The sequence below is a fragment of the Streptomyces graminofaciens genome, from assembly GCF_030294945.1.
Lineage (GTDB): Bacteria > Actinomycetota > Actinomycetes > Streptomycetales > Streptomycetaceae > Streptomyces > Streptomyces graminofaciens.
This window is the reverse complement of the sequence record NZ_AP018448.1, coordinates 10,048,838-10,073,029: the sequence shown is the minus strand read 5'-3', so window position 1 is coordinate 10,073,029 and position 24,192 is coordinate 10,048,838. Positions and strand designations below refer to the sequence as shown.

At 69.9% G+C, this 24,192-nt stretch carries 23 protein-coding genes; 14 read left to right on the top strand and 9 right to left on the bottom strand.

The features are described 5' to 3' along the window. Nucleotides 1-223 precede the first annotated feature (223 nt). The 9 genes from SGFS_RS44355 (at nucleotide 224) to SGFS_RS44315 (ending at nucleotide 9,098) form a co-directional block, all read left to right on the top strand. Entirely contained in the window at nucleotides 224-1,117 is an 894-nt protein-coding gene (locus tag SGFS_RS44355; protein ID WP_286258126.1) for a DMT family transporter, read from the top strand. A 778-nt stretch (nucleotides 1,118-1,895) separates the two neighbouring features. Further along, a complete protein-coding gene (locus tag SGFS_RS44350) occupies nucleotides 1,896-3,800 on the top strand; it encodes a glycoside hydrolase family 2 protein (RefSeq protein WP_434028151.1) in 1,905 nt (634 codons plus the stop codon). Between the two features lie 125 nt (nucleotides 3,801-3,925). Further along, nucleotides 3,926-4,462, top strand: coding sequence for an NUDIX domain-containing protein (locus SGFS_RS44345; RefSeq protein WP_286258122.1), 537 nt, complete (start codon nucleotides 3,926-3,928; stop codon nucleotides 4,460-4,462). A 51-nt stretch (nucleotides 4,463-4,513) separates the two neighbouring features. Beyond that, nucleotides 4,514-4,906 carry a YidH family protein gene (locus SGFS_RS44340; RefSeq protein ID WP_286258120.1) on the top strand — a complete coding sequence of 131 codons (393 nt, stop codon included), beginning with the start codon at nucleotides 4,514-4,516 and terminating at the stop codon, nucleotides 4,904-4,906. A gap of 8 nt (nucleotides 4,907-4,914) precedes the next feature. Next, a complete protein-coding gene (locus SGFS_RS44335) occupies nucleotides 4,915-5,250 on the top strand; it encodes a DUF202 domain-containing protein (protein ID WP_286258117.1) in 336 nt (111 codons plus the stop codon). 106 nt (nucleotides 5,251-5,356) lie between these two features. Beyond that, nucleotides 5,357-5,653: a hypothetical protein gene (locus SGFS_RS44330; protein WP_286258115.1), complete on the top strand. Its 297-nt coding sequence runs from the start codon at nucleotides 5,357-5,359 to the stop codon at nucleotides 5,651-5,653. Nucleotides 5,654-5,779: 126 nt separating this feature from the next. Next, nucleotides 5,780-6,691 (top strand): MBL fold metallo-hydrolase, encoded by a 912-nt coding sequence (locus SGFS_RS44325; RefSeq protein WP_286258113.1) that lies wholly within the window; start codon nucleotides 5,780-5,782, stop codon nucleotides 6,689-6,691. A 151-nt stretch (nucleotides 6,692-6,842) separates the two neighbouring features. Next, nucleotides 6,843-7,877 (top strand): phosphotransferase family protein, encoded by a 1,035-nt coding sequence (locus SGFS_RS44320; protein WP_286260365.1) that lies wholly within the window; start codon nucleotides 6,843-6,845, stop codon nucleotides 7,875-7,877. A 6-nt stretch (nucleotides 7,878-7,883) separates the two neighbouring features. After that, nucleotides 7,884-9,098, top strand: a complete 1,215-nt coding sequence (locus SGFS_RS44315; protein ID WP_286258112.1) for an acyl-CoA dehydrogenase family protein — start codon at nucleotides 7,884-7,886, stop codon at nucleotides 9,096-9,098. A gap of 147 nt (nucleotides 9,099-9,245) precedes the next feature. On the opposite strand, the gene SGFS_RS44310 is transcribed toward SGFS_RS44315, so the two are convergent. Further along, nucleotides 9,246-9,839, bottom strand: a complete 594-nt coding sequence (locus tag SGFS_RS44310) for a TetR/AcrR family transcriptional regulator (protein WP_286258110.1) — start codon at nucleotides 9,837-9,839, stop codon at nucleotides 9,246-9,248. A 142-nt stretch (nucleotides 9,840-9,981) separates the two neighbouring features. Then, nucleotides 9,982-10,746, bottom strand: coding sequence for an SDR family oxidoreductase (locus tag SGFS_RS44305; protein ID WP_286258109.1), 765 nt, complete (start codon nucleotides 10,744-10,746; stop codon nucleotides 9,982-9,984). 237 nt (nucleotides 10,747-10,983) lie between these two features. On the opposite strand from SGFS_RS44305, the gene SGFS_RS44300 reads away from it, so the two are divergent. Together SGFS_RS44300 and SGFS_RS44295 are read left to right on the top strand one after the other, a co-directional pair. Next, nucleotides 10,984-12,216, top strand: a complete 1,233-nt coding sequence (locus SGFS_RS44300; protein WP_286258108.1) for an exo-beta-N-acetylmuramidase NamZ family protein — start codon at nucleotides 10,984-10,986, stop codon at nucleotides 12,214-12,216. A gap of 135 nt (nucleotides 12,217-12,351) precedes the next feature. Further along, entirely contained in the window at nucleotides 12,352-13,689 is a 1,338-nt protein-coding gene (locus SGFS_RS44295) for a serine-threonine protein kinase (protein WP_286258107.1), read from the top strand. Nucleotides 13,690-13,713: 24 nt separating this feature from the next. Here SGFS_RS44295 and SGFS_RS44290 read toward each other — a convergent pair whose 3' ends face one another. Next, on the bottom strand, nucleotides 13,714-16,518 hold the full coding sequence (locus tag SGFS_RS44290; protein WP_286258106.1) for a penicillin acylase family protein: 2,805 nt from the start codon (nucleotides 16,516-16,518) through the stop codon (nucleotides 13,714-13,716). 438 nt (nucleotides 16,519-16,956) lie between these two features. On the opposite strand from SGFS_RS44290, the gene SGFS_RS44285 reads away from it, so the two are divergent. Then, entirely contained in the window at nucleotides 16,957-17,559 is a 603-nt protein-coding gene (locus tag SGFS_RS44285) for a hypothetical protein (protein WP_286258105.1), read from the top strand. A 67-nt stretch (nucleotides 17,560-17,626) separates the two neighbouring features. On the opposite strand, the gene SGFS_RS44280 is transcribed toward SGFS_RS44285, so the two are convergent. Both SGFS_RS44280 and SGFS_RS44275 read right to left on the bottom strand, forming a co-directional pair. Further along, a complete protein-coding gene (locus SGFS_RS44280; RefSeq protein ID WP_286258104.1) occupies nucleotides 17,627-18,148 on the bottom strand; it encodes a hypothetical protein in 522 nt (173 codons plus the stop codon). A 112-nt stretch (nucleotides 18,149-18,260) separates the two neighbouring features. Then, nucleotides 18,261-18,764 (bottom strand): hypothetical protein, encoded by a 504-nt coding sequence (locus tag SGFS_RS44275; protein ID WP_286258103.1) that lies wholly within the window; start codon nucleotides 18,762-18,764, stop codon nucleotides 18,261-18,263. 400 nt (nucleotides 18,765-19,164) lie between these two features. Between SGFS_RS44275 and SGFS_RS44270 the strand changes: the two genes are divergently transcribed. After that, nucleotides 19,165-20,241, top strand: a complete 1,077-nt coding sequence (locus tag SGFS_RS44270) for an RNA ligase (ATP) (RefSeq protein ID WP_286258101.1) — start codon at nucleotides 19,165-19,167, stop codon at nucleotides 20,239-20,241. A gap of 100 nt (nucleotides 20,242-20,341) precedes the next feature. On the opposite strand, the gene soxR is transcribed toward SGFS_RS44270, so the two are convergent. Then, nucleotides 20,342-20,860 carry a redox-sensitive transcriptional activator SoxR gene (soxR, locus tag SGFS_RS44265; RefSeq protein ID WP_286258100.1) on the bottom strand — a complete coding sequence of 173 codons (519 nt, stop codon included), beginning with the start codon at nucleotides 20,858-20,860 and terminating at the stop codon, nucleotides 20,342-20,344. A 140-nt stretch (nucleotides 20,861-21,000) separates the two neighbouring features. On the opposite strand from soxR, the gene SGFS_RS44260 reads away from it, so the two are divergent. Continuing rightward, nucleotides 21,001-21,462 carry a MaoC family dehydratase gene (locus SGFS_RS44260; RefSeq protein WP_286258098.1) on the top strand — a complete coding sequence of 154 codons (462 nt, stop codon included), beginning with the start codon at nucleotides 21,001-21,003 and terminating at the stop codon, nucleotides 21,460-21,462. A gap of 101 nt (nucleotides 21,463-21,563) precedes the next feature. On the opposite strand, the gene SGFS_RS44255 is transcribed toward SGFS_RS44260, so the two are convergent. The 3 genes from SGFS_RS44255 to SGFS_RS44245 all read right to left on the bottom strand — a co-directional run bounded on the left by SGFS_RS44255 (nucleotide 21,564) and on the right by SGFS_RS44245 (nucleotide 24,175). Continuing rightward, complete coding sequence (locus SGFS_RS44255) at nucleotides 21,564-22,259, bottom strand: polysaccharide deacetylase family protein (RefSeq protein ID WP_286258096.1); 696 nt, start codon at nucleotides 22,257-22,259, stop codon at nucleotides 21,564-21,566. A gap of 2 nt (nucleotides 22,260-22,261) precedes the next feature. Next, nucleotides 22,262-22,945: a glycoside hydrolase family 11 protein gene (locus SGFS_RS44250; RefSeq protein ID WP_286258094.1), complete on the bottom strand. Its 684-nt coding sequence runs from the start codon at nucleotides 22,943-22,945 to the stop codon at nucleotides 22,262-22,264. A gap of 603 nt (nucleotides 22,946-23,548) precedes the next feature. Then, nucleotides 23,549-24,175, bottom strand: coding sequence for a TetR/AcrR family transcriptional regulator (locus SGFS_RS44245; RefSeq protein ID WP_286258092.1), 627 nt, complete (start codon nucleotides 24,173-24,175; stop codon nucleotides 23,549-23,551). Nucleotides 24,176-24,192: the final 17 nt, after the last annotated feature.

Genomic DNA, 24,192 nt, shown 5'->3' with positions numbered 1-24,192 from the left:
GGGGCAACGTGGATGCGGCGGACCAGGCATGCGAGGGCCTGCCGGGACGCTTTGTTACTGGCCGGTCAGCAGCTTTGGGGACTGATCCTTCGGCAGAAGGAGTGAGCTAGTCAACTGCGCGGATGTGTTCCCTCTTACGGACAGCCCACGGCCGGGTCGTTAGAGTCCCTTGATACGCGACTTGCCCGTTATGCCCCCTGTCGATCATCCGAGGTAATCCAGCGTGTCGGTTCTCGTCCTGATCCTCGCCGTGAGTGCTGCCTGCTGTCTGGGCTCCGGTTTCGTCCTCCAGCAGCAGGCCGCCGCCCACGCGCCCCTCAGCGACTTCCTCTCACCCCGGCTGCTTCTCGACCTGATCCGGGTACCGCGCTGGCTAGGCGGCATCGGACTGATGGTGTGCGGCATGGCGCTCGGCGCGGTCGCGCTCAGCGAGGGCGAGGTCACGCTCGTGGAACCGCTCCTCGCGACGAACCTCCTCTTCGCCCTCGCCCTCTCCCGCCGCCGGACCAAACAGCCGCTGGGCCGCCAGGGCTGGGCGGGCCTCCTGCTGCTCGCGGGCGGGGTGACGGCGTTCATCGTGGCCGGGCGGCCCGAGGGCGGCGAGGCGGTCGGCGACCCCTTCCGCCACTGGCTGATCATCGGCGCGATGCTCGGCCTGGCCCTGCTCCTCACCGCCTACGCGAAGCGCTCGCGGCTGAGTGCCGGGCCGGTGCTGCTGGCGGTGGCGGCCGGGCTGCTGTACGGCGTCCAGGACGCGCTCACCCGGGTCAGCGGACAGAACTTCGCCGCCGGCGGCTGGACCGCGCTGATCACCTCCTGGCAGCCGTACGGTGTGCTGCTGCTGGGTGTGACGGGGCTCGTGCTGGTGCAGAGCGCCTTCGAGACGGCCCCGCTGCGGATGTCGCTGCCCGCGCTCACCGCGGCGCAGCCGCTGGCCGGGATCCTGTGCGGGGTCGGCTTCCTCGGCGACCGGCTGCGCACCGACGCGGGTGCGCTGACCTGGGAGGCGCTGGGGCTCGTCGGGATCGTGGCCGGGGTGGTGCTGCTCGGGATGCATCCGGCCATGCCGTGCAACGTCACCGGGGCGGCGCGGGTGGGAGAACTGCAGCGACGGTGAGGTGCGCGGTCGCCTCGGCTCCGGAGCCTCGGAGGTCGAGAGCGCGTGTCGCGCGGCGGGTGCGGGTGGGTCGTGGTTGCTCGCGCCCACGCGGCGGAGCCGCACAGGTCACAGCCCCGCACCCTTGAAGAGCGGGGGATTACACCCCGCTCGGGATGTACGGCGTCACGCACCTCGTCCTCCACTGCCCGGCAGCGCGCTGTCGCATCGCACCGGCGGCGTCGGCAGAGCGGCCTCGGTAAGCCGAGCGCGTCGATCGTCGGCGCACGTTCGCGACCTCGAACAGGTCGGGCGGGACACAACTGATGCTGTCGGTTCTCTTGACGCACGCCCCTCCGGATACATAAATGTGACCGCGCGGTCATGGATACATGAACATGACCGCGCGGTCATACAGGTGACCTGGATCGATACATGCCCACCGCAGCAGCACGACACGGTGCCGGGAGAACCGCCGACCGGACGCGAAGCGCGACCGGACACACCTTCCCGGTCGTCGGCGTAACGCCGCAGCACGTCCCCCTTCTCCTCGACCTTTGCGGAAGTGAGTTCTCGAATGACGGGTTCCCCTACTCGCCGACAGGTGCTGAGCGGTACGGCTGGAGGACTGCTGGCCTCGCTGGCGGGGCTCGCGCAGGCCGATGCCGCCTCCGCGGCTGCGACGTACACAGCGCCGAATCCGCGTGTGCGCATCGATCTCAACAAGGGGTGGAGATTCGTCAGGACAGACGTCACAGGCGCTGAAACGCCTGGGTTCGACGACTCCGGATGGACGTCGGTGAATACGCCCCACACATGGAACGCCGGCGACGGTGCCGATGGCGGCGACAACTACTACCGCGGCGTGGGCTGGTACCGCCGCCATTACACCGTGCCGTCCGACCTGGCCGGCAAGAGGTTGTACCTGCAGTTCGCCGGGGTCGACCAGGTCGCCGACGTCTGGATCAACGGTACGCATCTCGGGCAGCACCGAGGTGGATACTCCCGGTTCAGGTTCGCCGCCGACACCGTGCTCGTCCCGGGCAAGGACAATGTGATCGCGGTAAGGGTGACCAACGCCCGTGATACCGGCATCGCACCGGTGAGCGCGGACTACACCTTCGAGGGCGGCATCTACCGCAATGTGAGCCTGTGGGCCACCGACCCGCTCCATGTCCGGATGGAGGACTACGCAGGTCCCGGCGTCTACCTGCGTCAGAGCGATGTGACCGCGGAGTCGGCCACCGTGACCGTGACAACGAAGCTGTGGAACGACAGCGGTACCACCAGATCGGTGGTTGTCCGTACCGTCATCGCCGACAGGAACGGGAACGTCGTCGCGGAGGCCGGCAGTACCGCGCAGGCTGTCCCCGCGGCCGCCGGCGCCGAGATCAGGCTGACCGTCGTCATCGACCGCCCACGCCTGTGGAACGGCCTGGCGGACCCGTACCTCTACAACGCCAGCTCCGAGATCCACGACGTCACCGCGGGCGCGGACCGGATCACGGACGTGGTGACCGAACGACTGGGCCTGCGCGCCTTCGCCGTCGACGCCGACACCGGCTTCCACCTCAACGGCGAACCCATTGGTCTGCACGGCGTGAACCTGCACCAGGACCAAGGCGTCAGAGGCTGGGCGGCAACCGACGCCGACCATGTACGGGACTTCGATCTCATCCGGGAACTCGGAGCCAGCGCCATCCGGATGGCGCACTACCAGCACGACCAGAAGGACTACGAACTGGCCGACGAACGCGGGCTGATCGTGTGGGCGGAGATCCCGCTGGTCAACTCCGTCACCGACTCGACCGCCTTCACCGCCAACGCCCAGAACCAACTGCGTGAGCTGATCCGGCAGAACTACAACCACCCGTCGATCGCTTTCTGGGGCATCGGCAACGAACTGACCGATTACAACGGCGGCGCCACGAACAGGCTGCTCGACTCACTGGCCGGCATCGTCGACGCCGAGGACCCGGACCGGCTCTCCACCTACGCGGTGCGCAGCGAAGACCCCGACGGCGCGCAGGCAGGGCTGCACACGCGAACCACGGGCTTCAACAAGTACCTCGGCTGGTACTACGGCTCGAAGGACAGCGAACTCGGCGCATGGGCCGACAACCTGCACAAGAACTCCCCGTCCCGCAGGATCGGCATCTCGGAGTACGGAGCCGGCGCCAACACCACCCAGCACGCCCTCAACCCACCCAGGCCCACACCGGGGGGTTCCTGGCACCCGGAGGAGTACCAGGCGCTCTTCCACGAAGCGGCCTGGCAGCAGCTCGCAGGCCGTCCCTACATCTGGGGCACGTACGTCTGGGCCATGTTCGACTTCCCCTCCGACGGCCGCAACGAAGGAGGACAGCCCGGTATCAACGACAAGGGCCTGGTCACCCGCGACCGGCAGATCCGCAAGGACGCCTTCTACTGGTACAAGGCCAACTGGGCGAGCACTCCGACCCTCTACATCACCAGCCGCCGCTGGACCCAGCGAACCGACGCCACCACCGAACTGAAGGTCTATTCCAACGCGGACAGGGTCACCGCCACCCTCAACGGCACCTCCCTGGGCACCGTGAGCAGCAGCAACCGCGTCTTCAGGTGGGCCACCATCACACTGAGGCCGGGGCGGAACACCGTCGTGGTGACCGCGACCGTCAACGGCTCCACGTACACCGACACCGTCGACTGGACTCTCGGCTGAGAACCTCAGCGCCGAGGGGCCTGCGCCGAGGCAAGGCCGCGACGGACCGGCAGCCCACGCAGCGCGAGATGGGCGGGTCGTGCGGCCACAAGCCTTCCACCACCCACCCCTGCTTGGATGAGGGCATGAGTGCCGCCGACGAGATCCTCGACATCGTGGACGAGAACGATCAGGTCATCGGGCAGGCCCCGCGCGGGGAGGCGTACGCGCGTGGGCTGTGCCATCGGATCGTGCTCGTCCTGGCCAGGGACGTCGAGGGGCGGCTCTTCATCCATCGCCGTACACCGGCGAAGCTGGTCTTCCCCTCCCTCTACGACATGTTCGTCGGCGGGGTGGTCGGCGCGGGCGAGTCCTACGACGAGGCGGCCCTGCGCGAGGCGGAGGAGGAACTCGGCGTCTCCGGACTGCCACGCCCCGTCCCGCTCTTCAAGTTCCTGTACGCCGACGGGGCCGGACCGAGCTGGTGGTCGGCCGTGTACGAGGTCCGCTGCGAGCTGCCGGTCAGGCCGCAGGTGGAGGAGGTGGCCTGGCACGCCTTCCTCACCGAGGACGAGGTGGAGCGGCGGCTGGGCGAGTGGGAGTGGGTCCCGGACGGGCTGGCGGCCTACGAGCGGCTGAGAGCGCTTCGCGGAACGGACGGGCGGCAAAGCGGTAGGGGCTGACGCCCGACTCTGAGGACTTGCCACCCGAAGCCGACCGGTAGTGTCCTACATGTGATCGAATTTGCACGGAACGTCCGACTCTGGTTCGAACCCGAGGAGGTCCGGGAGGAGGGCCGCACCCCCGACTACCGCTTCTCCCTGGCGAACGAACGAACCTTCCTGGCTTGGCTGCGCACCTCGCTCGCCCTCATCGGCGGCGGCTTCGCGGTGGACCAGTTCCTGCCGGACCTCCGCTGGGGCTGGCGCGTCGGGCTCGCGCTGGCGCTGCTCGCGGCAGGTGTGCTGTGCGCGCTCCGTGCGGTGAACCACTGGGTGCGGTGCGAGCGGGCGATGCGGAAGGGCGAGGATCTGCCGGTGTCACGCTTCCCGGCCGCGCTCAGCCTCGTGGTCGCCGTCGTCGCCGTGGCCATGGTCGCCGTCGTACTGCTCGGCTGGGAGGGGTGACACCCGGCGTGCCTCCCACACGGCGGACGGCCCCGCGCGATCCGGGGCTCCAGCCGGAGCGGACCCGGCTCGCCTGGCGGCGTACGACCCTCACCGGCGCCGTGGTCGCCGTACTCGCCACGAAGTCCGCGCTGCACGGCGGCCCGACGGCACCCGCCGTACTGGCGGCAGCCGTCTGCGCGGCACTGTGGCTGGCCTTCCTGGGCCTCGCCCACCGCCGTATCCGCGCCCTGACCACACCCCCTCCGCCCGCGCTCGCGCCCCGGATCGCCACGACGGCGGCGCTGTGCACGGTCGCGCTCGCCGTGTGCGGGGCGGCGCTGGTGTCCCAGACCAGTTCTTGATCGTGCGGATGAAGGCTTGGCCTCGGCATGGGTTTCAAAAAGGGATAAGCGTGCGTTCTGTGACTAGCCTGGGCAAGTCACCCCGCACCACCTGAAGGCGAGCACCATGACCACGCTCCACCAGGAACACCCCGTCCACGAGCACAGCCACGGCCCGGCCTGCGGACACACCGCCGTATCGCACGGCGACCACACCGACTACGCGCACGACGGGCATCTGCACCGCGAGCACTCCGGACACTGGGACGAGTGCGAGCCGAGCGGGCACACCGCGCACGACGGGCACGCGCATGACCACGGCGAGGACTGCGGGCACCAGGCGGTGGCGCACGGGGACCACGTCGACTACGTCCACGACGGGCATCGGCACGCGGCGCACGACGGCCACTGGGACGATCACTAACGCAACGATCGAGCGGCGGCCCGGCCGCTCTCGTCGTTTCCGCGGACCCCGGTTCCTCTCGGATCGTCGTCGACTGGCAGGCTCTGACCACCAGTTGGCGATGATTCGGGGGAAGAGGGGGTCACTATGACCGCAGAAGAGCCGTACACCGTCGAGCTGGCCGACGACGTGTACGCATACGTACAGCCGGACGGCGGCTGGTGTCTGAACAACTCCGGCTTCGTGAGCGACGGGACGACCACCCTGCTCGTCGACACCGCGGCCACCGAGCGCCGGACCCGGGCCCTGGGCGCCGCGCTGGACGCGACCGGCGTCCCGGCGCCGCGTCTCCTGGTGAACACCCACCACCACGGGGACCACACCTACGGCAACGGCTTCTTCACGCCGGCCGCCACGCTCGTCTCGCACTCGGCCTGCCGCCGCGAGGCCCTGGCCAGCGGACAGCATCTGCATCTGCTGTGGCCGCAGACCGACTACGGGGACGTCAGCATCAAGGGCGCGGACCTCACGTACGACGACCGGATGACCGTGCACGTCGGTGACATCGAGGCGCAGATCATCCACCCGGGGATCTCGCACACGGTCGGCGACTCGGTGGTCTGGCTGCCGCACCGGCGGGTGCTGTTCGCGGGGGACCTGGTCTTCGAGGGCGGGACCCCCTTCTTCCTCATGGGGTCGCTGAGCGGTTCACTGCGGGCGCTGGCGCTGCTGCGCGAGCTGGGCGCGGAGACCGTCGTGCCGGGGCACGGGCCGGTCACCGACCCGTCGGCGTTCGACAAGGCCGAGCGGTACATCCGGTTCGTGGCCGAGGTCGCCGAGAAGTCGCACGCGTCGGGGCTGACGCCACTGGAGGCGGCCCGGAGCACCGACCTCGGGGAGTTCGCCGCGCTGCCGGAGAGCGAGCGGCTGGTGGCCAACCTGCACCGGGCGTACGCCGAGCTGGACGGGGCACCCGAAGGGGAGGGTGTGGACCCGTTCGCGGGATTCATGGACATGGCGACCATCAACGGCGGAGAGATGATGACCTGCCACGCGTGACACCCCTCAGAGACCGGTAGCGTCATCGGGATCCGGCCCGTACGGCCGGATCCCGTCGAGATGCCGATCACTTTGTTCACGCCCACTGGACTACATACCGACCGGTCGGCATCATGAGTCGGGTCCCGGTAACCCGCGTGTAGGAGCCATGATGCGCCCAGACCATCCACCAGGTCTCGATCCCGACCGGCTCCGCGCCCTGCTCGACACCGAGCGGCCCGGACTGGTGGCGGGCCCGCTCACCGGCCGGCTGATCGAGGGCGGACGGTCGAACCTGACGTACGAGGTCACGGACGGCGTCGCGAAGTGGGTGGTCCGGCGGCCGCCGCTCGGCCATGTACTGGCGACCGCGCACGACATGAGGCGCGAGCACCGGGTGATCAGCGCCCTGCACCCGACGAGCGTGCCGGTGCCGCGGCCCGTGCTGCTGTGCGAGGACGAGGACGTGCTCGGGGCGCCCTTCTACGTCATGGACTTCGTGGACGGCACCCCGTACCGCACCGCCGAGCAGCTCGCCCCGATCGGCGCCGAGCGCACCCGGGCGGCGGTGCTCGGGCTGGTGGACACCCTGGTCGAGCTGCACGCGGTGGACCCCGCCGAGGTGGGCCTCGCCGACTTCGGGCGCCCCGAGGGCTTCCTCGACCGGCAGCTGCGCCGCTGGGGCAAGCAGCTGGACGCGTCCCGCAACCGCGAGCTGGCCGGGATCGACGAGCTGCACGCGGCGCTGGGCCGGGAGCTGCCGCACTCCCCCGCGCCCGCCGTGGTGCACGGCGACTACCGCCTCGACAACGTGCTGCTCGGCCCGGACGACCGGATCAGGGCGATCCTCGACTGGGAGATGTCCACGCTCGGCGATCCGCTGACCGACCTGGGCCTGCTGGTGATGTACAGCGTGCCGCTCGGGCTGCCCGACTCCCCCGTCTCCACGACCGCGGCGGCCCCCGGCCACCCGGACCCGGCGGAGATCGTCGCGCGGTACGCGGAGCGCTCGGGCCGCGACGTCTCCGCCGTCGCCTGGTACACGGCGTTCGCGTGGTTCAAGCTCGCCGTGATCCTGGAGGGCATCCACTACCGCTACACACTCGGCCAGACGGTCGGCCGGGGCTTCGACCGCATAGGCGAACTGGTCCCCGTCTTCATCGAACACGGCCTGACGACTCTTCGTACCGGCCTCCAGGAGGGCTGATCCGCCATGGACTTCGCATTCGACGCCCGCACGGAGGAGCTGCGCGCCAAGCTCCTCGCCTTCATGGACGAGTACGTCTACCCGGCCGAGGCCGTGGCCGAGGAGCAGCGGGCGGAGCTGGCCTCGCCGTGGGACACGCCGGCCGTGGTGGAGGAGCTGAAGGCCGAGGCCCGCAGGCAGGGCCTGTGGAACCTGTTCCTTCCCGACTCCGAGTACGGGGCCGGGCTGACCAACCTCCAGTACGCGCCGCTCGCCGAGATCACCGGGCGTTCGCCGCAGCTGGCGCCGACGGCGCTGAACTGCGCGGCGCCCGACACCGGCAACATGGAGGTGCTCAGCCAGTTCGGCGACGAGGCGCAGCGGAAGCAGTGGCTGGAGCCGCTGCTGGCCGGTGAGATCCGCTCGGCGTTCGCGATGACCGAGCCGGAGGTGGCCTCCTCGGACGCCACGAACATCACCACGCTCATCGAGCGGGACGGCGACGACTACGTCATCACGGGCCGCAAGTGGTACATCTCCGGGGCGATGAACCCCGACTGCAAGATCTTCATCGTGATGGGCAAGACGGACCCGGACGGGGCCGACATCCGCCGCCAGCAGTCGATGATCCTGGTCCCGCGTGACACGCCCGGTGTCACGGTGAAGCGGGCGATGCGGGTCTTCGGCTACGAGGACCACTACCACGGCGGCCACGCCGAGGTGGTCTTCGAGGGCGCTCGGGTGCCGGCGTCGAACCTGATCGGCGAGGAGGGCGGCGGTTTCGCGATCGCCCAGGCGCGGCTCGGTCCCGGCCGTATCCACCACTGCATGCGGCTCATCGGGATGGCCGAGCGGGCGATCGAGCTGATGTGCCGGCGGGCGGTGGCGCGGGAGGCGTTCGGCAAGGCGCTGGCCCAGCAGGGGGTGGTGCACAACTGGATCGCGGACGCGCGGGTGGCGGTGGAGCAGCTGCGGCTGCTGGTGCTGAAGACGGCCTGGATGATGGACACGGTCGGGAACAAGGGTGCTCACGCCGAGATCCAGGCGATCAAGATCGCGACGCCGCGGACGGTTGTCGACATCATCGACCGGGCGATCCAGTTGCATGGTGCGGGTGGGGTGAGTCAGGACTTCCCGTTGGCGGAGCTGTACGCGGGGGCGCGGACGCTGATGATCGCGGACGGGCCGGACGAGGTGCATCAGCGCTCGTTGGCTCGGCGGGAGCTGAAGCGGTACGTGTGACCGCCGGCGGGGGTGCGCGGAGGGGCCTTTTCGCCCCCGCCGCCCCTGCCCGTCCCATCCCTGGGGGCTGTGCCCCCAGCCCCCCCGAGGGTTGGTTGTTCGTCCGCGGGTCGGTGGGGGCTTGTCGCGCAGTTCCCCGCGCACCTTTCAGGGGCGCAGGGCTCGCAACAGCAGGTCTGCCAAGTGGTCGGCGACCTCCTGGGGAGGCATCGGGCCGTCCGGGCGGTACCACGTCGAGAGGTGGTGGACGGAGCCGAAGTGGTAGTCCACGACCAGGTCCGCGGGGGTCGCCTTCGAGAAGACCCCCGACTCCTGACCCTCCTCGATCAGCGCACGGAAGCGCTCGTGGTAGCGGCGTCGCTCGGCACGCACCTGCTTGTTCTTCTCGGGGCTCAGATGGTGCATCGAGCGGAAGAAGATCATCGCGTCGTCGAGGTTGTCGATGGTCGTGACGACGACATCGGCGGCAGCACGCCGCAGCCGCTCCTCCACCGGCGCGTCGGCCCCCGCGAACGAGTCCAGCCGCTCCTGCTGGATGCGCAGCACGCGCGCGTACACCTCGTGCAGCAGGTCGTCCTTGGAACCGAAGTAGTGGTACAGCGCCCCCTTGGTGACGCCCGCCGCCTCGACGATCTCCTGCACCGAGGTGCGGTCGTAGCCCTGCTCGGCGAAGAGCCGGGTGGCGGCGGCCAGCAGCCGCTGCGGGACGGGCGTGCCGTCCGCGTCCGTCGTCCTGGGCACTGCCGCCACCTGCCTTCCATGGTTTTCGCTGTTCGCCTACTGGTCGTCCGCCGGCCGGTCCTTGGTTCCCCGCCGATACGGAAACGCGCTTTCGCCGGAGGATCATCCCACTCGTCGGCCCCGGCCCGCCGAGCAGGGCTGATCAGCGGGCCTCTTCCCACCTCTGCTGGATGTGGTTCATGTTCGTCAGCCAGCGGTCCGGCTCGGCGGCCCGCGCCTGGTAGTAACCGGCCACCTCGGGGTGCGGAAGGATCAGGAAGCGGTCCTCCTCGATCCCCTTGAACAACGCGTCGGCGACATCCGACGGCTCGATCGCGGTCGGCGCCAGCACCAGCTCGCCCGCGCTGCCCGACGCCGTCAGCATGTCGGTGCGTACGCCCTGGGGGCAGATCGCGTGGACCTTCAGACCGCGGTGGCGGTAGGTGAGGGAGAGCCACTCGGCGAAGGCGTAGGCGCCGTGCTTGGTGACGCTGTAGGGGGCGGCGCCGATCATCGTGAGCAGCCCCGCCGCCGACACCGTGGACACGAAACGGCCGCTGCCGCGCTCCAACCAGGCCGGGAGCAACTGGTGGGCCGCCCGTACATGCGCCATCACGTTCACGTCCCAGGCAGCCGCCCAGACCTGCTCGTCGGCCGCCTCCGTGCCGGCGGAGCCGAGGCCCGCGTTGGCGCAGTAGACGTCCACCGTTCCGCCGAGTGCGTCCCGGGCCGGGCCGACGATCTCGGACGCGTCCCCGGGCACCGCGATCCCACCGATCTCGTCGGCGACGGCCTGAGCCCGCTCGGCATCGAGATCGTTCACGACGACCCGGGCCCCTTCGTCGGCGAACCGCCGGGCCAGCGCGGCCCCGATCCCACCGCCGGCTCCGGTGACGACCACTCCGGCATCCTGCACGGCTCCCACCATCGGTCTCCTTCGACGCGGCACAACAAGAACGGCTCGACTTTCAAGGACCAGACTAACCAGTCGGTATGTAGGAAGAAAGGGGTGACGGCGGCCGCGCCCAAGGGCGCGGGGCCATATCCATGTGCGGCTCCGCCGCGTGGGCGCGACCGGCCACATACAGCCCGCACCCTACGAACCACCCGCGGAAGCGCTTAGCTGGCAGTGACGCCGTACCCCACCATCACGGAGGTCCCCCACATGAGCCTCTCCCGCAGAACCCTCCTCACCGCTGCCCCCGCAGCGGCCACCCTGACCGCCTCGAACCCCGCTCAGGCCGCCCGCCCAGGGCTCCGCACCGGCTTCGAGCGCCTCGCCGCCAACGGCTACCGGACCCTCGGCGGCCAAAAGGTCGGCGTCGTCACCAACCCCACCGGCGTCACCAGGGACGTACGCCACATCGTCGACGTGATGCACGCCGACGACCGCGTGGACCTGCGGGCCGTCTTCGGCCCCGAGCACGGATTTCGGGGCACCGCCCAGGCCGGTGGCTCCGAGGGCCGCTACGACGACCCGGCGACCGGCCTCCCGGTCTACGACACGTACCTCAAGAGCGGCCGTCCGCTCGCGGACGTCTTCACCGCCTCCGGTGTCGACACGATCGTCTTCGACATCCAGGACGTCGGCGCCCGCTTCTACACCTACATCTGGACGCTGTACGACTGCATGGAGGCGGCGGCCCTCGCCGGCAGGCGCTTCGTGGTGCTGGACCGGCCGAACCCGGTGACCGGCCGGGCGGCCCACGGGCCCGTCCTCCACAAGGAGTTCGCGACCTTCGTCGGGCGGCAGCCCATCGCGCAGGCGCACGGGATGACGGCGGCGGAGCTGGCGCGGCTGTTCAACGGGGAGTTCCTGACCACGCCCGTCCCCCTGGAGACGGTACAGATGTCCGGGTGGAAGCGGTCGCTGTTCTACGACGCGTACGGCCTGCCCTGGGTGCCGCCGAGCCCGAACATGCCGACCCCGGACACCGCGCTGGTGTACGCCGGGACGTGTCTGTTCGAGGGGACCAATGTGTCGGAGGGGCGCGGCACCACCCGGCCGTTCGAGCTGCTCGGCGCGGAGGGCGTCGACCGGCGGTGGGCGGCCGCCGTCGAGGAACTCGGCTTGCCGGGGGTGCACTTCAGGGAGGCGTACTTCGCCCCGACGTTCTCCAAGTTCCAGGGGAAGACGGTCGGGGGTGTACAGCTCCACGTCCACGACCGGGCCGCGTTCGACCCCGTGCGCACCGGGATCGCGCTCCTCGTGACCGCCAAGAAGGTGTGGAGCGGTTTCGCCTGGCGCTCGGACAACTGGATCGACAAGCTGACCGGCTCCGCCCGGGTGCGCACACTCATCGACGCCGGCGCGAGCACCGAGGACGTCGTGGCCGACTGGCAGGCGGAGCTGGCGGCGTTCCGGCGGGTGCGCGCGGAGTACCTCCTGTACCGGTGACCCCTTTCCCCGGTCGGCCCGATACGGCATCAATTCGGATTCGACCGGCCCTTACCCGATGTATGGCCATTCTTCGCCGTCGGCGGGACCATGCGCCTTGAGCGCACCACCTACGGGGGCCGAAGGGGGCTCGTCATGGCGGATCCGGAAATGAGCGTGACTCCCTACTGGGAACTGACCTTCGACGCGGACGGGGACGTGGACGCCGGGCAGCGGGACCGGCTGGCCGAGGGGGTCGGCAAGCGCGAGGTGCGGGATCTGGTCGTCTTCGCGCACGGGTGGAACAGCGACCGGTCCGGCGCGACCCGGCTCTACAGCCGCTTCTTCGCCCCGTTCCCGGCGCTCGCGCCCCAGGCGAGGCTGGGGTACGTCGGCGTGCTGTGGCCCTCGATGCGCTTCTCCGACGAGCCGATCCCGGACTTCAAGCCCGCGCCCCCGGCCGTGGCCCCGGCGCGTGGCGGCCCGGCCCTCGACAAGAACACCCGGCACGCGCTGCTGGAGGTGTTCCCGGGGCGGGCCACGGTCGTGGAGCAGATCGCGCGGCTGCTGGACCAACGGCCCGACGAGGGAGCTTCGTTGGAGGAGTTCGGGCGGCTGGTGCGGCTGCTGGTGGAGGTGCCGCCGCAGGGGCCGCAGGGCGCGTTCGTGGCGGACACCCTGGCGGCGGGGGTGCCTGCGGGCGACCCCGAGATGCTGTTCGGGGACACGGCGGTGGTGTGCCAGGAGTTCGCGGCGGCGCTGGCCGAGATCGAGGGCGGGGGCGCCACGGCCGATCCGGCCGCCGCCGACGGGCTCCTTCCCGAGGTGTGGGACGGCGCCCATGAACTCCTGCGTCAGGCCACGTACTTCGCGATGAAGCGCCGCGCGGGCACCGTCGGCGAACGCGGGCTCGGCCGGTTCCTCGGGCAGCTCGCTCGGACGGCGCCGGAGGTACGGGTGCATCTCGTGGGGCACAGCTTCGGCGGACGTCTGGTGTCGTTCGCGCTGCGCGGGCTGCCGGAGGGTGTGCGCACGGTGAAGTCGGTGACACTGCTCCAGGCGGCCTTCTCGCACTACGCGTTCGCGGCGCGGCTGCCGCACGACAACCGGGCGAGCGGGGTGCTGCACGGCCAGCAGAAGCGGGTGTCCGGCCCGTTGGTGTGCTGCCACTCCCGGCACGACTCGGCGCTCGGCACGATCTACCCGCTCGCCTCCCGGATGGCGGGCGACTCGCGCGCGGTGGTGGGCCTCAGCGTCAACGGCCTCCTCGGCCGCAAGTGGGGCGCGCTCGGCTACGACGGGGTCCAGGCGGTGAAGGGCACGGACACGCGCAAGCTCGCCGACGCCTTCCGGACCCCGCTGCCCACCTCCGGCTGCGTGAACATCGATGTGACGGCGGTCGTCAAGCGCGGCGGCCCGCCGTCCGGGGCGCACAGCGACATCTGCCACCGGGAACTGGCCCAGGTGGTGCTGGCGGCGGGCCGTATCGCCTGAGTCCGGCCCGCCACCAGCCCGAGGTCACCTGTGCGAGGTGAACTCCACCACCTGCTGGAAGGTCGGCCTGTTCTGCCAGCTGATCTTGTCGTGCTTGATGCCGCCCAGGGGCTGCTGGATGATCGTGTCGGCGCACCACTGGTCGCCGGCCGAGCAGAAGCTGTCACCCGGGTAGACCTGGGCGGCCGTCTTGCCCGCGGCCTCCTTCAGCGTGTTGATCAGGATGGTCCGGCACGCGCTGAGGCTGCCGTCGCCGCAGTACGTCCGGGCGAGGCCGCCCTGCACCGACTCCCCCAGCACCGTACGGATGTCCTTGTCGACGTAGGACCACCAGCCGTACTGGAAGGAGCTTCCGGCGTGGGCGCCGGTGGGGCCGTGCGCGGCCGACGGGGCTTCGTCGATGGGGAGGTTGGCGGTCATCGCGGTGTACAGGCCGCTGCCGAGGCCGGGTTCGAACTCGGCCTTCACCAGCAGGGGCCACCAGGCGTCCAGGATGCGGATCGCCTCGGCGTTGGCGTACGCCTTGGAGCCCGCGGAGGTCTCCGTGCGTCTGGCGCCTGCCGTCACCCAGGCCTGGAGCTTGCTGACCGCCGCGGCCGCCGTGGAGTCGGTGACCGTACTGCTGTTGACGACCTTGAGCAGGTCCGGGAGGACGTCCTCGGCCCGCAGGTCGGTGAGCGCGGCCTCGGCCATGGCCTTGACCAGCGCGGCGCGGGTGACACCGCCCGTCGCGACCAGTTTCTGCACGCGGTCGTCGAGCAGGTTGCCGCGATGGACCGAGCCGTTGCCCCAGGGGGCGGTGGTGTAGTCCTTGGCCTGCTTGTTGTTCCAGGAGATGTAGTAGTCCTGGTCGACGGAGTTGGGGTGCTCGGAGGCCGGGGTGTAGTCGGCGACGTTGGTGGTCGGGTTCCAGTTCTTCCACTCGTACGCGGCCCGTCCCCAGGCCGGGAACTCGGCGTCGACGCCCGTCGCGCGCACGGGGTTGTCGCCGCTGTTGTAGTACGCGGTGCGGCTGGAGTCGGCGTAGAACCAGTTGAAGGTGTAGTTGATGTGCTCCGCGGCCTTCTGGAAGTCCGCCGGGCCCTTGACGTAGTCGGGGTCGTTCAGCAGCTGGAAGCCGATGATCGACTCGGCCTCGTTGAAGTACGACGAGCGCAGCGTGGTGTAGGCGACCTTCTTGCCGCCGACCGTCGCGCGGTGGGTGACCGGGCCGTACTTGGTGCGCCAGACCTGCATGCGGTACGAGCCGGCCGCGGTGGAGTCGGCGGTGGTCGGCTTCCAGGAGTTGGTCTGCTCGACCTTCTCCATGGCCGTGCAGGTGCCGTGGTACAGGTAGTGCGTGTCGTCCTGGCACAGCTCGACGGCGTAGGCGTCGATGATGTCCTGGCCGGAGGTGGTGGCGCTCCAGGCGTAGTCCTGGCCTCGGCCGAGTTCGACGTACATGCTCAGGCCCGCGAAGGAGGCGCCGCGGGCGCTGATGCCCGGGCCCTGGATCTCCTGGAGCATGAGCAGCTGCGGGGCGAAGTAGCCGGTCTGCGGGCCGAAGACGGCGACGGGGTGGCCGCTGGCGGTGTGCTTGCCGCTGACGACGAGGGCGTTGGACATACCCCGCCGGGCCGAGCTGAGGGCGCTGTCGGTCGTCTTCGCCGAGACGCTCGTCGACGCCGCCGTGGCCGCGCTGCCGGTGCGGTCGTAGACGAGCGGTTCCTCGGCGACCGAGCCGGAGTCCGGCAGGGCCATGCCCTGCGGGTCGGCGGGCTTGGTGGCGTACGGGAAGCTGCCGTCGTGGACGGTCACGGCCGCCTCGGGGTCGTTGCGCTCGCGGAAGGACTCCCAGACCTTGGTGCCCTCGGTGACACCGTACTTGGACTGGGCGGCCAGCAGCGAGAGGGCGTTGTTGACCTCGCCGCCGCCCCCGGAGCCGAAGAGGGCGCCGATGACGGAGGCCAGTGCGACCAGGTCGGTGGGCTTGAAGTGGTCGATGGTGCCGGCGTTGGTGACGGAGTCCTTGTGGCCGGTGAGGACGTACTCGCCGGGGAAGTAGCGGCCGCTGTCGGAGGCGTCGATGTAGGCGTTGATGCCGGCGACGTAGGCGTTGACGTCGGAGAGGGCCAGCTGACCGCGGTCGCCGTTGGCGGCGACGGCCTTGTCGATCTGGGCCTGGAGGTCGGCCTCGGTGTAGGGCGCGTGCCGCCAGAACTCCTGCTCCAGGCCCTGGTTGGAGGCCGCGCCGCCGGCGAACGGGGTGAGCTGCCCGCGTCCCACGTGCCGGAAGACGTCCATCAGCCACAGCCGGTCCTGGGCGGCCGCGTAACCCGCGCCGAACTCGGTGCCGTAGCGGGTGGTACCCGTGATGTGCGGCACACCGGTCTTCTTGTCGCGGACGATCGTGACGTCGGTGCGGCCGGCCGGCTTCAGGGTCGAGGCGACCTGGTCGGAGGCGACGCCGAAGGACGCGTCGTTGAAGAAGTTGTTGATCGTGGCGTTGGTGAGCCCGGTGTAGCCCTTGGCGAGGTTGTTGTAGGGGCCGAGCTGGTTGCTGGCGTTCTCGGGCATGCTGCCGAAGGCCTGGTTGAGCAGGATCTGGGCGAGGGTGGCGTTGCCGTTCTGGCCGGGCGGCAGGATGTCGGAACACTGGCCGCCGCAGTAGTCGGTGACGGCCGCCGCCTGCGCGGCTTCGGTGTCGGCTGCCATCGCCTGGGAAAGCGGTGACAAAAGTCCGGCAATGAGCACGCATACGGATGCGGCCTTGAGGAACTCCGTGAACCTGCGGGGAGTTCTCCGTCTGTCGAGCGTGGTGCGTGAGGTGCGTGGGGTGCGCCGTGACATGGCTGCTCCTCCCGACGGGGGCGGGGTCGGATGTTACCGCCGGTATCCCCGGGTTTGAAGATGAACATGCGTCACGTCTTTGGCATCAAGAGGCCGTTGGGGAGCGACGGCCACGAGATCGCATGAATGCCCGAGTGAGCGGACAGGCGACTGACAGCGTGAAGAGATAGGCAGGAACAGACAGGGAAGGTCAGACATGAGCAGAGACAGATCATGAACCGTTCGACAGACGACTTACGCACGGCCTGCAGACGGCCGAAGGAGCAGGTACCGAAAGACCGGGTACCGAGGGCCCACGGACGGCGTACGGACGCTTATGGAGGTCGTCGGAAATCGGATGGAGCCGAATCGCGTGTCGATACGTCTATTCGGCGACGTCCGTACGACGACGCCGCAGTGACCGAAGTACAGGTGCAGGTGTGACGGAGGTGCAGGGCGATGGCCGGTTTCCGGAGTCTGGCAAGACAGGTGCGAGATCCGAGGTGCGATCTGGCGCTGCGACGCTATTCGCTGCGCAAGTGCCTCGAACGGTTTGCCCCCTACGGGCATCGGGCGACCTGGGACCACTTGTGCTCCCGGGCCGGGTTCGGTCCTGAGGACCGCAACCCCGACCCAGCGCGGCTCGTGGCCGCACTGGAGGAGTTGGAGGAGGCCCGCTCCGTCTGGCTCGACTACGAGGTGCAGTTCGCGCAGCGCCGCAAGAAGGAGAAGCACGACGGGCTGCGCAGGCCGGGCAGTGTCGACGACTGGCACCGGCTGACCTGGGGCGGGTTCGGCGTCGCCTGGTGCGACGACCCGGGCGTCCATCCCGATGAACCACTGGCGGAGGTACTGCGCCGCCTGATCGCCGCGCTGGAGCGCGAGCCGGGCGCGGTCTGCCCGGTGTGCGAGGGAGAGCACCTCGTCTGGAAGTACGACCTGGCCCATGAACCCTCGTCGGGCCCGGTCTGCACGGAGTGCGGAATCGTGGTGCCACGACCGGTGCTGACGCCCGAGGCCCTGGCGGAGTCCAGGCGCGGACGGCTGCTGGTGTCGGCGTAGCACGGCGGGGGTGCGCCGGGGATGCCGCACCCCCGTGCGTGTACGGCGTGCTACGCCGGAGCTGCCGCTAGGGCTCCTCGACGTCCGTGTGGATGGCGAGCTTGAACTCGGCAAGGGTGAGCGCCGGGGTCCGTCTGGTGTCCCCCAGACCGCGCGCGGTCACCTTCAGGCCGAGCGGCATGCCCTTCTTCACGAAGAACTGCCACAGGTAGGTGCGGTACTGGCCACCCGGGGTGAGCGCGCTGTCGGTGGTGCCCGTCGAGTCGTACTTCTTGGCCGTCATGTTCAGCGGGTCGCGCACGAAGCGTGCGCGGTACTCCAGGGTCTGGAGGTCCGACTCCCAGAACACCATCGCCGACAGCACGCCCCAGCCGTCGTGGCTGGGCCAGATCAGTCCGGAGCGGGCGTCGGGGTACTTGGACTTGGCGGTGCCGCCGTTCGCCGGGTCGTGCATCTTCCAGGGGTCGTACGACTCGCCGTTCGCGTCGTACGGGAAGCGGACCAGGTGGTAGCCGTCCGAGTCATAGGCGATCTTCTGCGCGCCCGCCTCCGCGCGGTCCCACTTCAGCGAACATACGACGACGCTCATCGACGCCCCTCCCTCTTGGGGGGCCTGCTCAGGGTGCCCCCGTGTTCATGACACAGTTTCCGCGCAAGCGGTTGCGGCACAGTTTCAGGTTCACCTGTGAGGTCGTGAGGATTCAGTGCAGGCGGCCTCCGCGCTCCCCCTCCGGAAGGCCGAGCAACCCCGCGTGTACGGCGAGGCCGTAGTCGTGGGGCTCGATACGGGCGGGGGCCTGCCGGGCGGGCCACGCCTGGAGTTCGGGCACGACGACGAGCCCGAGTTCGTCGTCGCTGTGGAAGAACGGCAGGCTGTCGCGGAGCAGATCGTCGATCCATCCGTCGGCGCAGCTGACCAGATGCGCGTCGGTGACGGGCCCCGGCGGCCACCGCTCCAGCAGCGGTGCGGCCGTCCCGAGGATCGATGCGCAGGCCTCGAAGACCTCATCGACCGACCGCCCTGGCTCCGGCGTCGCGACGACGTCCGCCCACCAGGCGCACACGAAGGCCTCGACGGCGGCGGTCTGTCGGGCCGGCCAGGAGCGCCAGTCCAGCTCGCGCAGCCCGTGCGCCTTCCAGCCCAGCGGCTCCAGCCGACCGCCCGCCACCGCCCGCGCCCACGTCGGCAGCAGGCGGCGGATCACGGCGGCGTGGTCGGCATGGGGGTCCCCCCGGTTCGAGCGAAGTCGAGAACTGGGGGAGGTCGGACACCTCGTAGACGTACATCTCCACGACGTCGAGCGGCACGGGCGTGGAGGGCGTGCGCAGGTACGCGGTCTCCTCGGGCAGATGGCAGCGGCCGCAGCCGGTCTCGTCGGGGCTCGCGAAGCCGTCGAAGGCCGTGTCGATGTCGGTGAGGGCGGCCTCAAGGGCGGGTGACAGCAAGGGAGTTCGTCCCGCCAGGACTCCGTGCCGGGCGGCGAGGTCGCCGTCCGCCGGCCGAAGGTCGCGACCTTACCAGCGCCAAATCCGTTCGCTCCACCCCTTTCCCGTACGGACAGTTGGGGACGATGAAACCGAGCTGAGCACCCGAGGGAGAGCCCTATGTCGACGCTGCGTGTCACCGCCGAAGTGCTGACCGTCCACGACCATCCGAACGCCGACGCACTCGAACTGGCCCAGGTGGGCCTGTATCGGGCCGTCGTCGCCAAGGGCGCCTATCGCACCGGTGACACCGCCGTCTACATCCCCGAGCAGTCCGTGCTCCCGGCCGAGCTGATCGAGGAGCTGGGGCTGACCGGACGGCTGGCGGGGAGCAGGTCGGACCGGGTCAGGGCGGTACGGCTGCGGGGCGAGCTGTCACAGGGCATCGTGTGCCGGCCGAAGGCGCTGGCCGACGTGGACCTGGCGGCGGCCGCCACGGACGGCACCGACTTCGCCGAACGGCTCGGCATCACGAAATGGGTGCCGCCGATCCCGCCGACGATGAACGGAGAGGTCGAGTCCGCGCCCGACCTCCTGCCCTGGGTCGACATCGAGAACATCCAGCGCTACCCGGAGATCTTCACCCTGGGCGAGCCGGTCGTCCTGACGGAGAAGCTGCACGGCTCGGCCTGCCTGGTGACGTACTTCGCCGAGGACGGCCGCGTCCAGGTGTCGTCGAAGGGCTTCGGTTCGAAGTCCCTCGCCCTCAAGGAGGACCCGCGCAATCTGTACTGGCGCGCCGTCCACGGCCACGGCGTCACCGAGGCCGCGTCCCGGCTCGCCGAACGCCTCGGGGCGCGCCGGGTCGGGATCTTCGGAGAGGTGTACGGCGCCGGGGTGCAGGACCTGACGTACGGCGCCGACGGCCGACGCGAGACGCTCGGGTTCGCGGTGTTCGACGTGTCCGCGGAGATCGACGGCCACGTCCGCTGGCTGGACACGGCCGAGCTGCACGATCTGCTCGCCGGTGAACTGCCCCTGGTACCGAGGCTGTACGAGGGCCCGTACGCCGTCGAGCGTGTGCTTGAGGTGGCCTCGGGCCGGGAGACGCTCTCCGGGCGGGAGCTGCATCTGCGCGAGGGCGTCGTGATCCGTCCGGCCACCGAGCGGTACAGCCCGGTGACGGGCGGGCGGGCGATCGCGAAGGCCGTCAGCCCGGCGTATCTGACCCGGAAGGGCGGGACCGAGTACGAGTGAGAGCCGGTGTCCGGCGGGGGCGGACACCGGCTACGGGACAGGGCACCACGGGATCTTCGGGGGACTCGTGAAGCCCTAGGGCCTGCCGCCCGGGGACTGCTCAGCAGCAGTCCCCGGGCTCCTCCGTTTCCGGCTGTGGCCGCTGCCGTAGTGCCGTACGACCCCGGTGCTCCACCATGAGGCGCGAGCCGGTCTGCCGTTCGCCGGCTACGTCGTCGGGGTTGGACAGCACGCAGGTGGCCAGGGACAGACAGCCGCAGCCGATGCAGTCGGTGAGGTGGTCGCGCAGCCGGTTGAGCTGCTTGATCCGCTCGTCCAGCTCGGAGCGCCAGGCCTCGGAGAGCCTGGCCCAGTCCTCGCGGGTGGGGGTGCGCTCCTCTGGCAGTTCGGCGAGGGCCTCGCGGATCGTGGCGAGCGGGATGCCGACGCGCTGAGCGGCCCGGACGAAGGCGACGCGGCGCAGGGCGTCACGGCTGTAGCGGCGTTGGTTGCCCGAGGTGCGGCGGCTGCTGATCAGCCCCTTGGCCTCGTAGAAGTGCAGGGCGGAGACGGCGGCACCGCTGCGGGCCGACAGCTGGCCGACGGTCAACTCGTGGATCTTCTCAGGGATCTGGGGCACCCCTCCGACCTTACCCACACCCGGTGGCGCGTTGATCCGTTGACAGGTGGGGCACACCCGAGCATGCTAAGCAGTTGCTTAGGCATAGCGGGAACTGTGGACAACGGTGCGGATACGCACGGGATGCGGGAGGCCGGGACATGGCAGAGCCGAGGATCTTCACGTCCGCCGAGGAGCTCAAGGCGGCGGTGGGCGAGCAGCTGGGGTACAGCGACTGGCTGGAGGTGGACCAGAAGCGGATCGACCTGTTCGCGGAGGCCACCGGCGACCACCAGTGGATCCATGTCGACCCGGAGAAGGCGGCGGCCGGCCCCTTCGGCACGACCATCGCCCACGGCTATCTCACCTTGTCGCTGCTGCCGCTGCTGGTGCCGCAGGTCCTCAAGGTCGACAACGTCAAGATGGGCGTCAACTACGGCACGAACAAGGTGCGTTTCCCGGCGCCGGTGCCGGTGGGGTCGCGTCTGCGGGCCACGGCGACGCTTCAGGAGGTCACGGAGGCGGGCGGCGGGGTGCAGGTGACGGCCGCGGTGGTCGTGGAGCGGGAGGGTGGGGACAAGCCGGTCTGTGTGGCCGAGTCGGTGTCCCGGTACTACTTCTGAGCCCTGAGAGAACCGCCCTTGCCGGACACAGCCGACAGCTGCCCGGCCGGTGATGTGGCGCGGCGGCCGCGGCCGCCGCGCCACGGGGTGGAGCGCTCCGCTCACGCCGGGGCCACGGCCCGGCCGGTGCGCGGCGAGATCATTCCGGCGCACAGGTTGCGACCGGCCAGCCCCTGCGCGATGCGCGGGATCGCGGCGAGCGTGTTCGCCGACCAGTCGTGCATGAGGATGATCTGACCGTTGGTGAGCCGGGCGGCGGCCTGCACGATCGCGTCCGTACGGGCGCCGTTCCAGTCCTGCGAGTCGACATCCCAGATGATCTCGGTCAGGCCGTACTTGGCCGCGACCGACTTCACCGTCGCGTTGGTCTCGCCGTACGGCGGCCGGAAGAGCTTCGGCGTGCCGCCGCCCGCGTTCGCGACGGCCTGCTGGGTCCGGGAGATCTCCGAGTCGATCACCGACTGGCTCTGCTGGGTCAGATGCGGGTGGGTGTAACTGTGGTTGCCGACCCACATGCCGGCGTCGACCTGGGCCCGGACCCGGGACGGGTTGGCGGCCGCGTACTGGCCCTGGTTGAACATCGTGGCCCGCAGCCCGTTCTGCCTCAGTGCGTTGAGCAGGGCCGGCGTGCTGCCGGACGGTCCGTCGTCGAAGGTGAGGCCGACGTAGCCGTTGCAGGCGGCGGCCCGCGCGGAGGCGGCGGAGTTCGTCGCGAGGGTGCCGGCGGCGGCCAGCGCGAGGACGGCCAACCCTGTGACCAGGGGGCGTAACGGCAGTCGCGGGGAAGAGGAGTTCATCGTCACCCCACCGTGATGTTGGAGCTGCCGCTGCTTCGGTAGCCCTCGGTCGCCATGATCATGTAGTAGCGGAAGCTGCCCAGGGTCATTCCGGCGCGGGCCCAGGCGTCGAAGTGGTTGCCGGAGGTGATGGTGCCGCCGGTCCGCTTCGACTGCCGCACGCTCCAGTACTGGTTGAAGGTCCTGGTGCCTTCGACGGACGGGGCGTTGTAGCGCGTCGTCTGGTAGATGTCGTACGTGCCGCCGTCACTGGTGACGGTGCCCTTGTACGTGCCCGTGGGCCGGTAGGTGCCCCAGTTGTCGACGATGTAGTACTCGACGAGCGGGTTCGAGGTCCAGCCGTAGAGCGTCAGGTAGGCGTTGCCGGAGGGGTTGAAGGTGCCCGAGTAGCTCACGGTCCGGCGGCTGCCGTTGCTCCAGCCCTTGCCTGCGACGAAGTTGCCGGTGTTGCTCCATGAGGTGCGGTAGTTGCCGCCGGAGCCGAGGGTCATGGAGACGGTCCCCGGCGCGTCGGTCCAGAACGAGTAGTAGTACCCGTTGTTGGTGCCGGTCTGGTTCGTGGTGACGACCGTGTCGGCGTGAGCGGTGCCGGGCAGGGCCAGCGTGGCCGCGGCGGCCAGCGCCGTGGCGCCTACACCGCTGACGAACGTCCTGCGGCTCATGGGCTGTGCGGGTGTGTGGTTCATGTACGTGCTTCCTCCTCGTCCTTGTGAGGCCGGTGGGGTATGGCGAAGCACTATCGACGGCGTCAGTGTTGGTCTGCCCCTGCCAACTGTCAATGGTTTCGGCATCAATTCCGAAACATTCGATCGCCCAAGAGACCTGTCGGAGCACATACATACTGGTCAGCGCCGGATAGCCACCATGCCGGATCAGCGCCGATCGAACAGGCCGGAAATAGCACATCGGCACCCCGGACGAATTCTTCGAATGTTTCGAAGAAGGCTCCGATCAAGTCGTCGAGGCTGCCGTCAGGAACCGGTATTCGACGTAGTAATCCTCGACGGTGGCCTTCACCAGCATCTCCGAGCGGCTCGATGGCGGTCGTGGTCAGCGGTGACGAGCGCTTGGTCACGACCGGCGTGACATCGACGACCTTGATGGCGGACTTCGTCCTGGAGCCCGCCCGTGACGTACTCCTTGGCCGTCGAGCCGATGTCGGTGATCGCGTTCGTGACGACGGTGGACAACCCCGCCGGCACGGCCGCGATCACCCACCCGAGAGCTACCAAGGCCGGCCGACTGCCCACCACGGAGATACGCGCGGCTGAACTCCCTTGCGCCCAGGGTTACTTGTTGGCCCCCACCATCCGCAGCACGAGGTCGGCGTACAGGGACCCGACCTCCTCGGGAGTGCGGGGACCGTCGACGTTGAACCAGCGGGCGACATCGATGCACAGGGACAGGACGGCCAGCGTGGTGCCCTTCACGTCGAGGACGTCGAAGTCGCCGGCCGCGACGCCGTCCTCGATGATGCCGCGTACGGCCGCGTCGTTCTGGCGGCGCAGGGCCACGATCTCGGCGCGCGCCTCGGGGCCGAGGGCGTCCAGTTCGTACTGCACGACACGGGCGACCATGTGCTGTCCGGCGTGCCAGCGGACGAAGGAGCGCACGGCCTCGGCGAGCCGCTCGGCGGGGCCGCCCTCGGCGCGGGCGGCCGAGCGCAGCACCTCGAGCGCCTTCTCGTGACCGATGCGGCTGATCCGGTGGAGCAGCTCTTCCTTGGTCTTGAAGTGGATGTAGAGCGCGGCCGGGCTCATGCCTGCGCGGCCCGCGATGTCACGGGTCGTCGTCGCGTGGTAGCCACGCTCGGCGAAGGCCTCCACGGCGGCCACGAGCAGCCGCCGGGCCGCGTCCGGGGTGACCTCGCTCCACGGCTGCGGCTCGCCGCCGGCCGTCTCCTCCGCCGTACTCATCGCTCGTTCGCCCCTTC

Coding starts and splice junctions, on each gene's coding strand:
- SGFS_RS44345 (WP_286258122.1), top strand. CDS start 3,926: ATGAGTGCCGCCGACGAGATCCTCGACATCGTGGACGAGAACGATCAG.
- SGFS_RS44330 (WP_286258115.1), top strand. CDS start 5,357: ATGACCACGCTCCACCAGGAACACCCCGTCCACGAGCACAGCCACGGC.
- SGFS_RS44325 (WP_286258113.1), top strand. CDS start 5,780: ATGACCGCAGAAGAGCCGTACACCGTCGAGCTGGCCGACGACGTGTAC.
- SGFS_RS44320 (WP_286260365.1), top strand. CDS start 6,843: ATGCGCCCAGACCATCCACCAGGTCTCGATCCCGACCGGCTCCGCGCC.
- SGFS_RS44315 (WP_286258112.1), top strand. CDS start 7,884: ATGGACTTCGCATTCGACGCCCGCACGGAGGAGCTGCGCGCCAAGCTC.
- SGFS_RS44305 (WP_286258109.1), bottom strand. CDS start 10,746: ATGGTGGGAGCCGTGCAGGATGCCGGAGTGGTCGTCACCGGAGCCGGC.
- SGFS_RS44300 (WP_286258108.1), top strand. CDS start 10,984: ATGAGCCTCTCCCGCAGAACCCTCCTCACCGCTGCCCCCGCAGCGGCC.
- SGFS_RS44295 (WP_286258107.1), top strand. CDS start 12,352: ATGGCGGATCCGGAAATGAGCGTGACTCCCTACTGGGAACTGACCTTC.
- SGFS_RS44290 (WP_286258106.1), bottom strand. CDS start 16,518: ATGTCACGGCGCACCCCACGCACCTCACGCACCACGCTCGACAGACGG.
- SGFS_RS44285 (WP_286258105.1), top strand. CDS start 16,957: ATGGCCGGTTTCCGGAGTCTGGCAAGACAGGTGCGAGATCCGAGGTGC.
- SGFS_RS44280 (WP_286258104.1), bottom strand. CDS start 18,148: ATGAGCGTCGTCGTATGTTCGCTGAAGTGGGACCGCGCGGAGGCGGGC.
- SGFS_RS44270 (WP_286258101.1), top strand. CDS start 19,165: ATGTCGACGCTGCGTGTCACCGCCGAAGTGCTGACCGTCCACGACCAT.
- SGFS_RS44260 (WP_286258098.1), top strand. CDS start 21,001: ATGGCAGAGCCGAGGATCTTCACGTCCGCCGAGGAGCTCAAGGCGGCG.
- SGFS_RS44255 (WP_286258096.1), bottom strand. CDS start 22,259: ATGAACTCCTCTTCCCCGCGACTGCCGTTACGCCCCCTGGTCACAGGG.
- SGFS_RS44250 (WP_286258094.1), bottom strand. CDS start 22,945: ATGAACCACACACCCGCACAGCCCATGAGCCGCAGGACGTTCGTCAGC.
- SGFS_RS44245 (WP_286258092.1), bottom strand. CDS start 24,175: ATGAGTACGGCGGAGGAGACGGCCGGCGGCGAGCCGCAGCCGTGGAGC.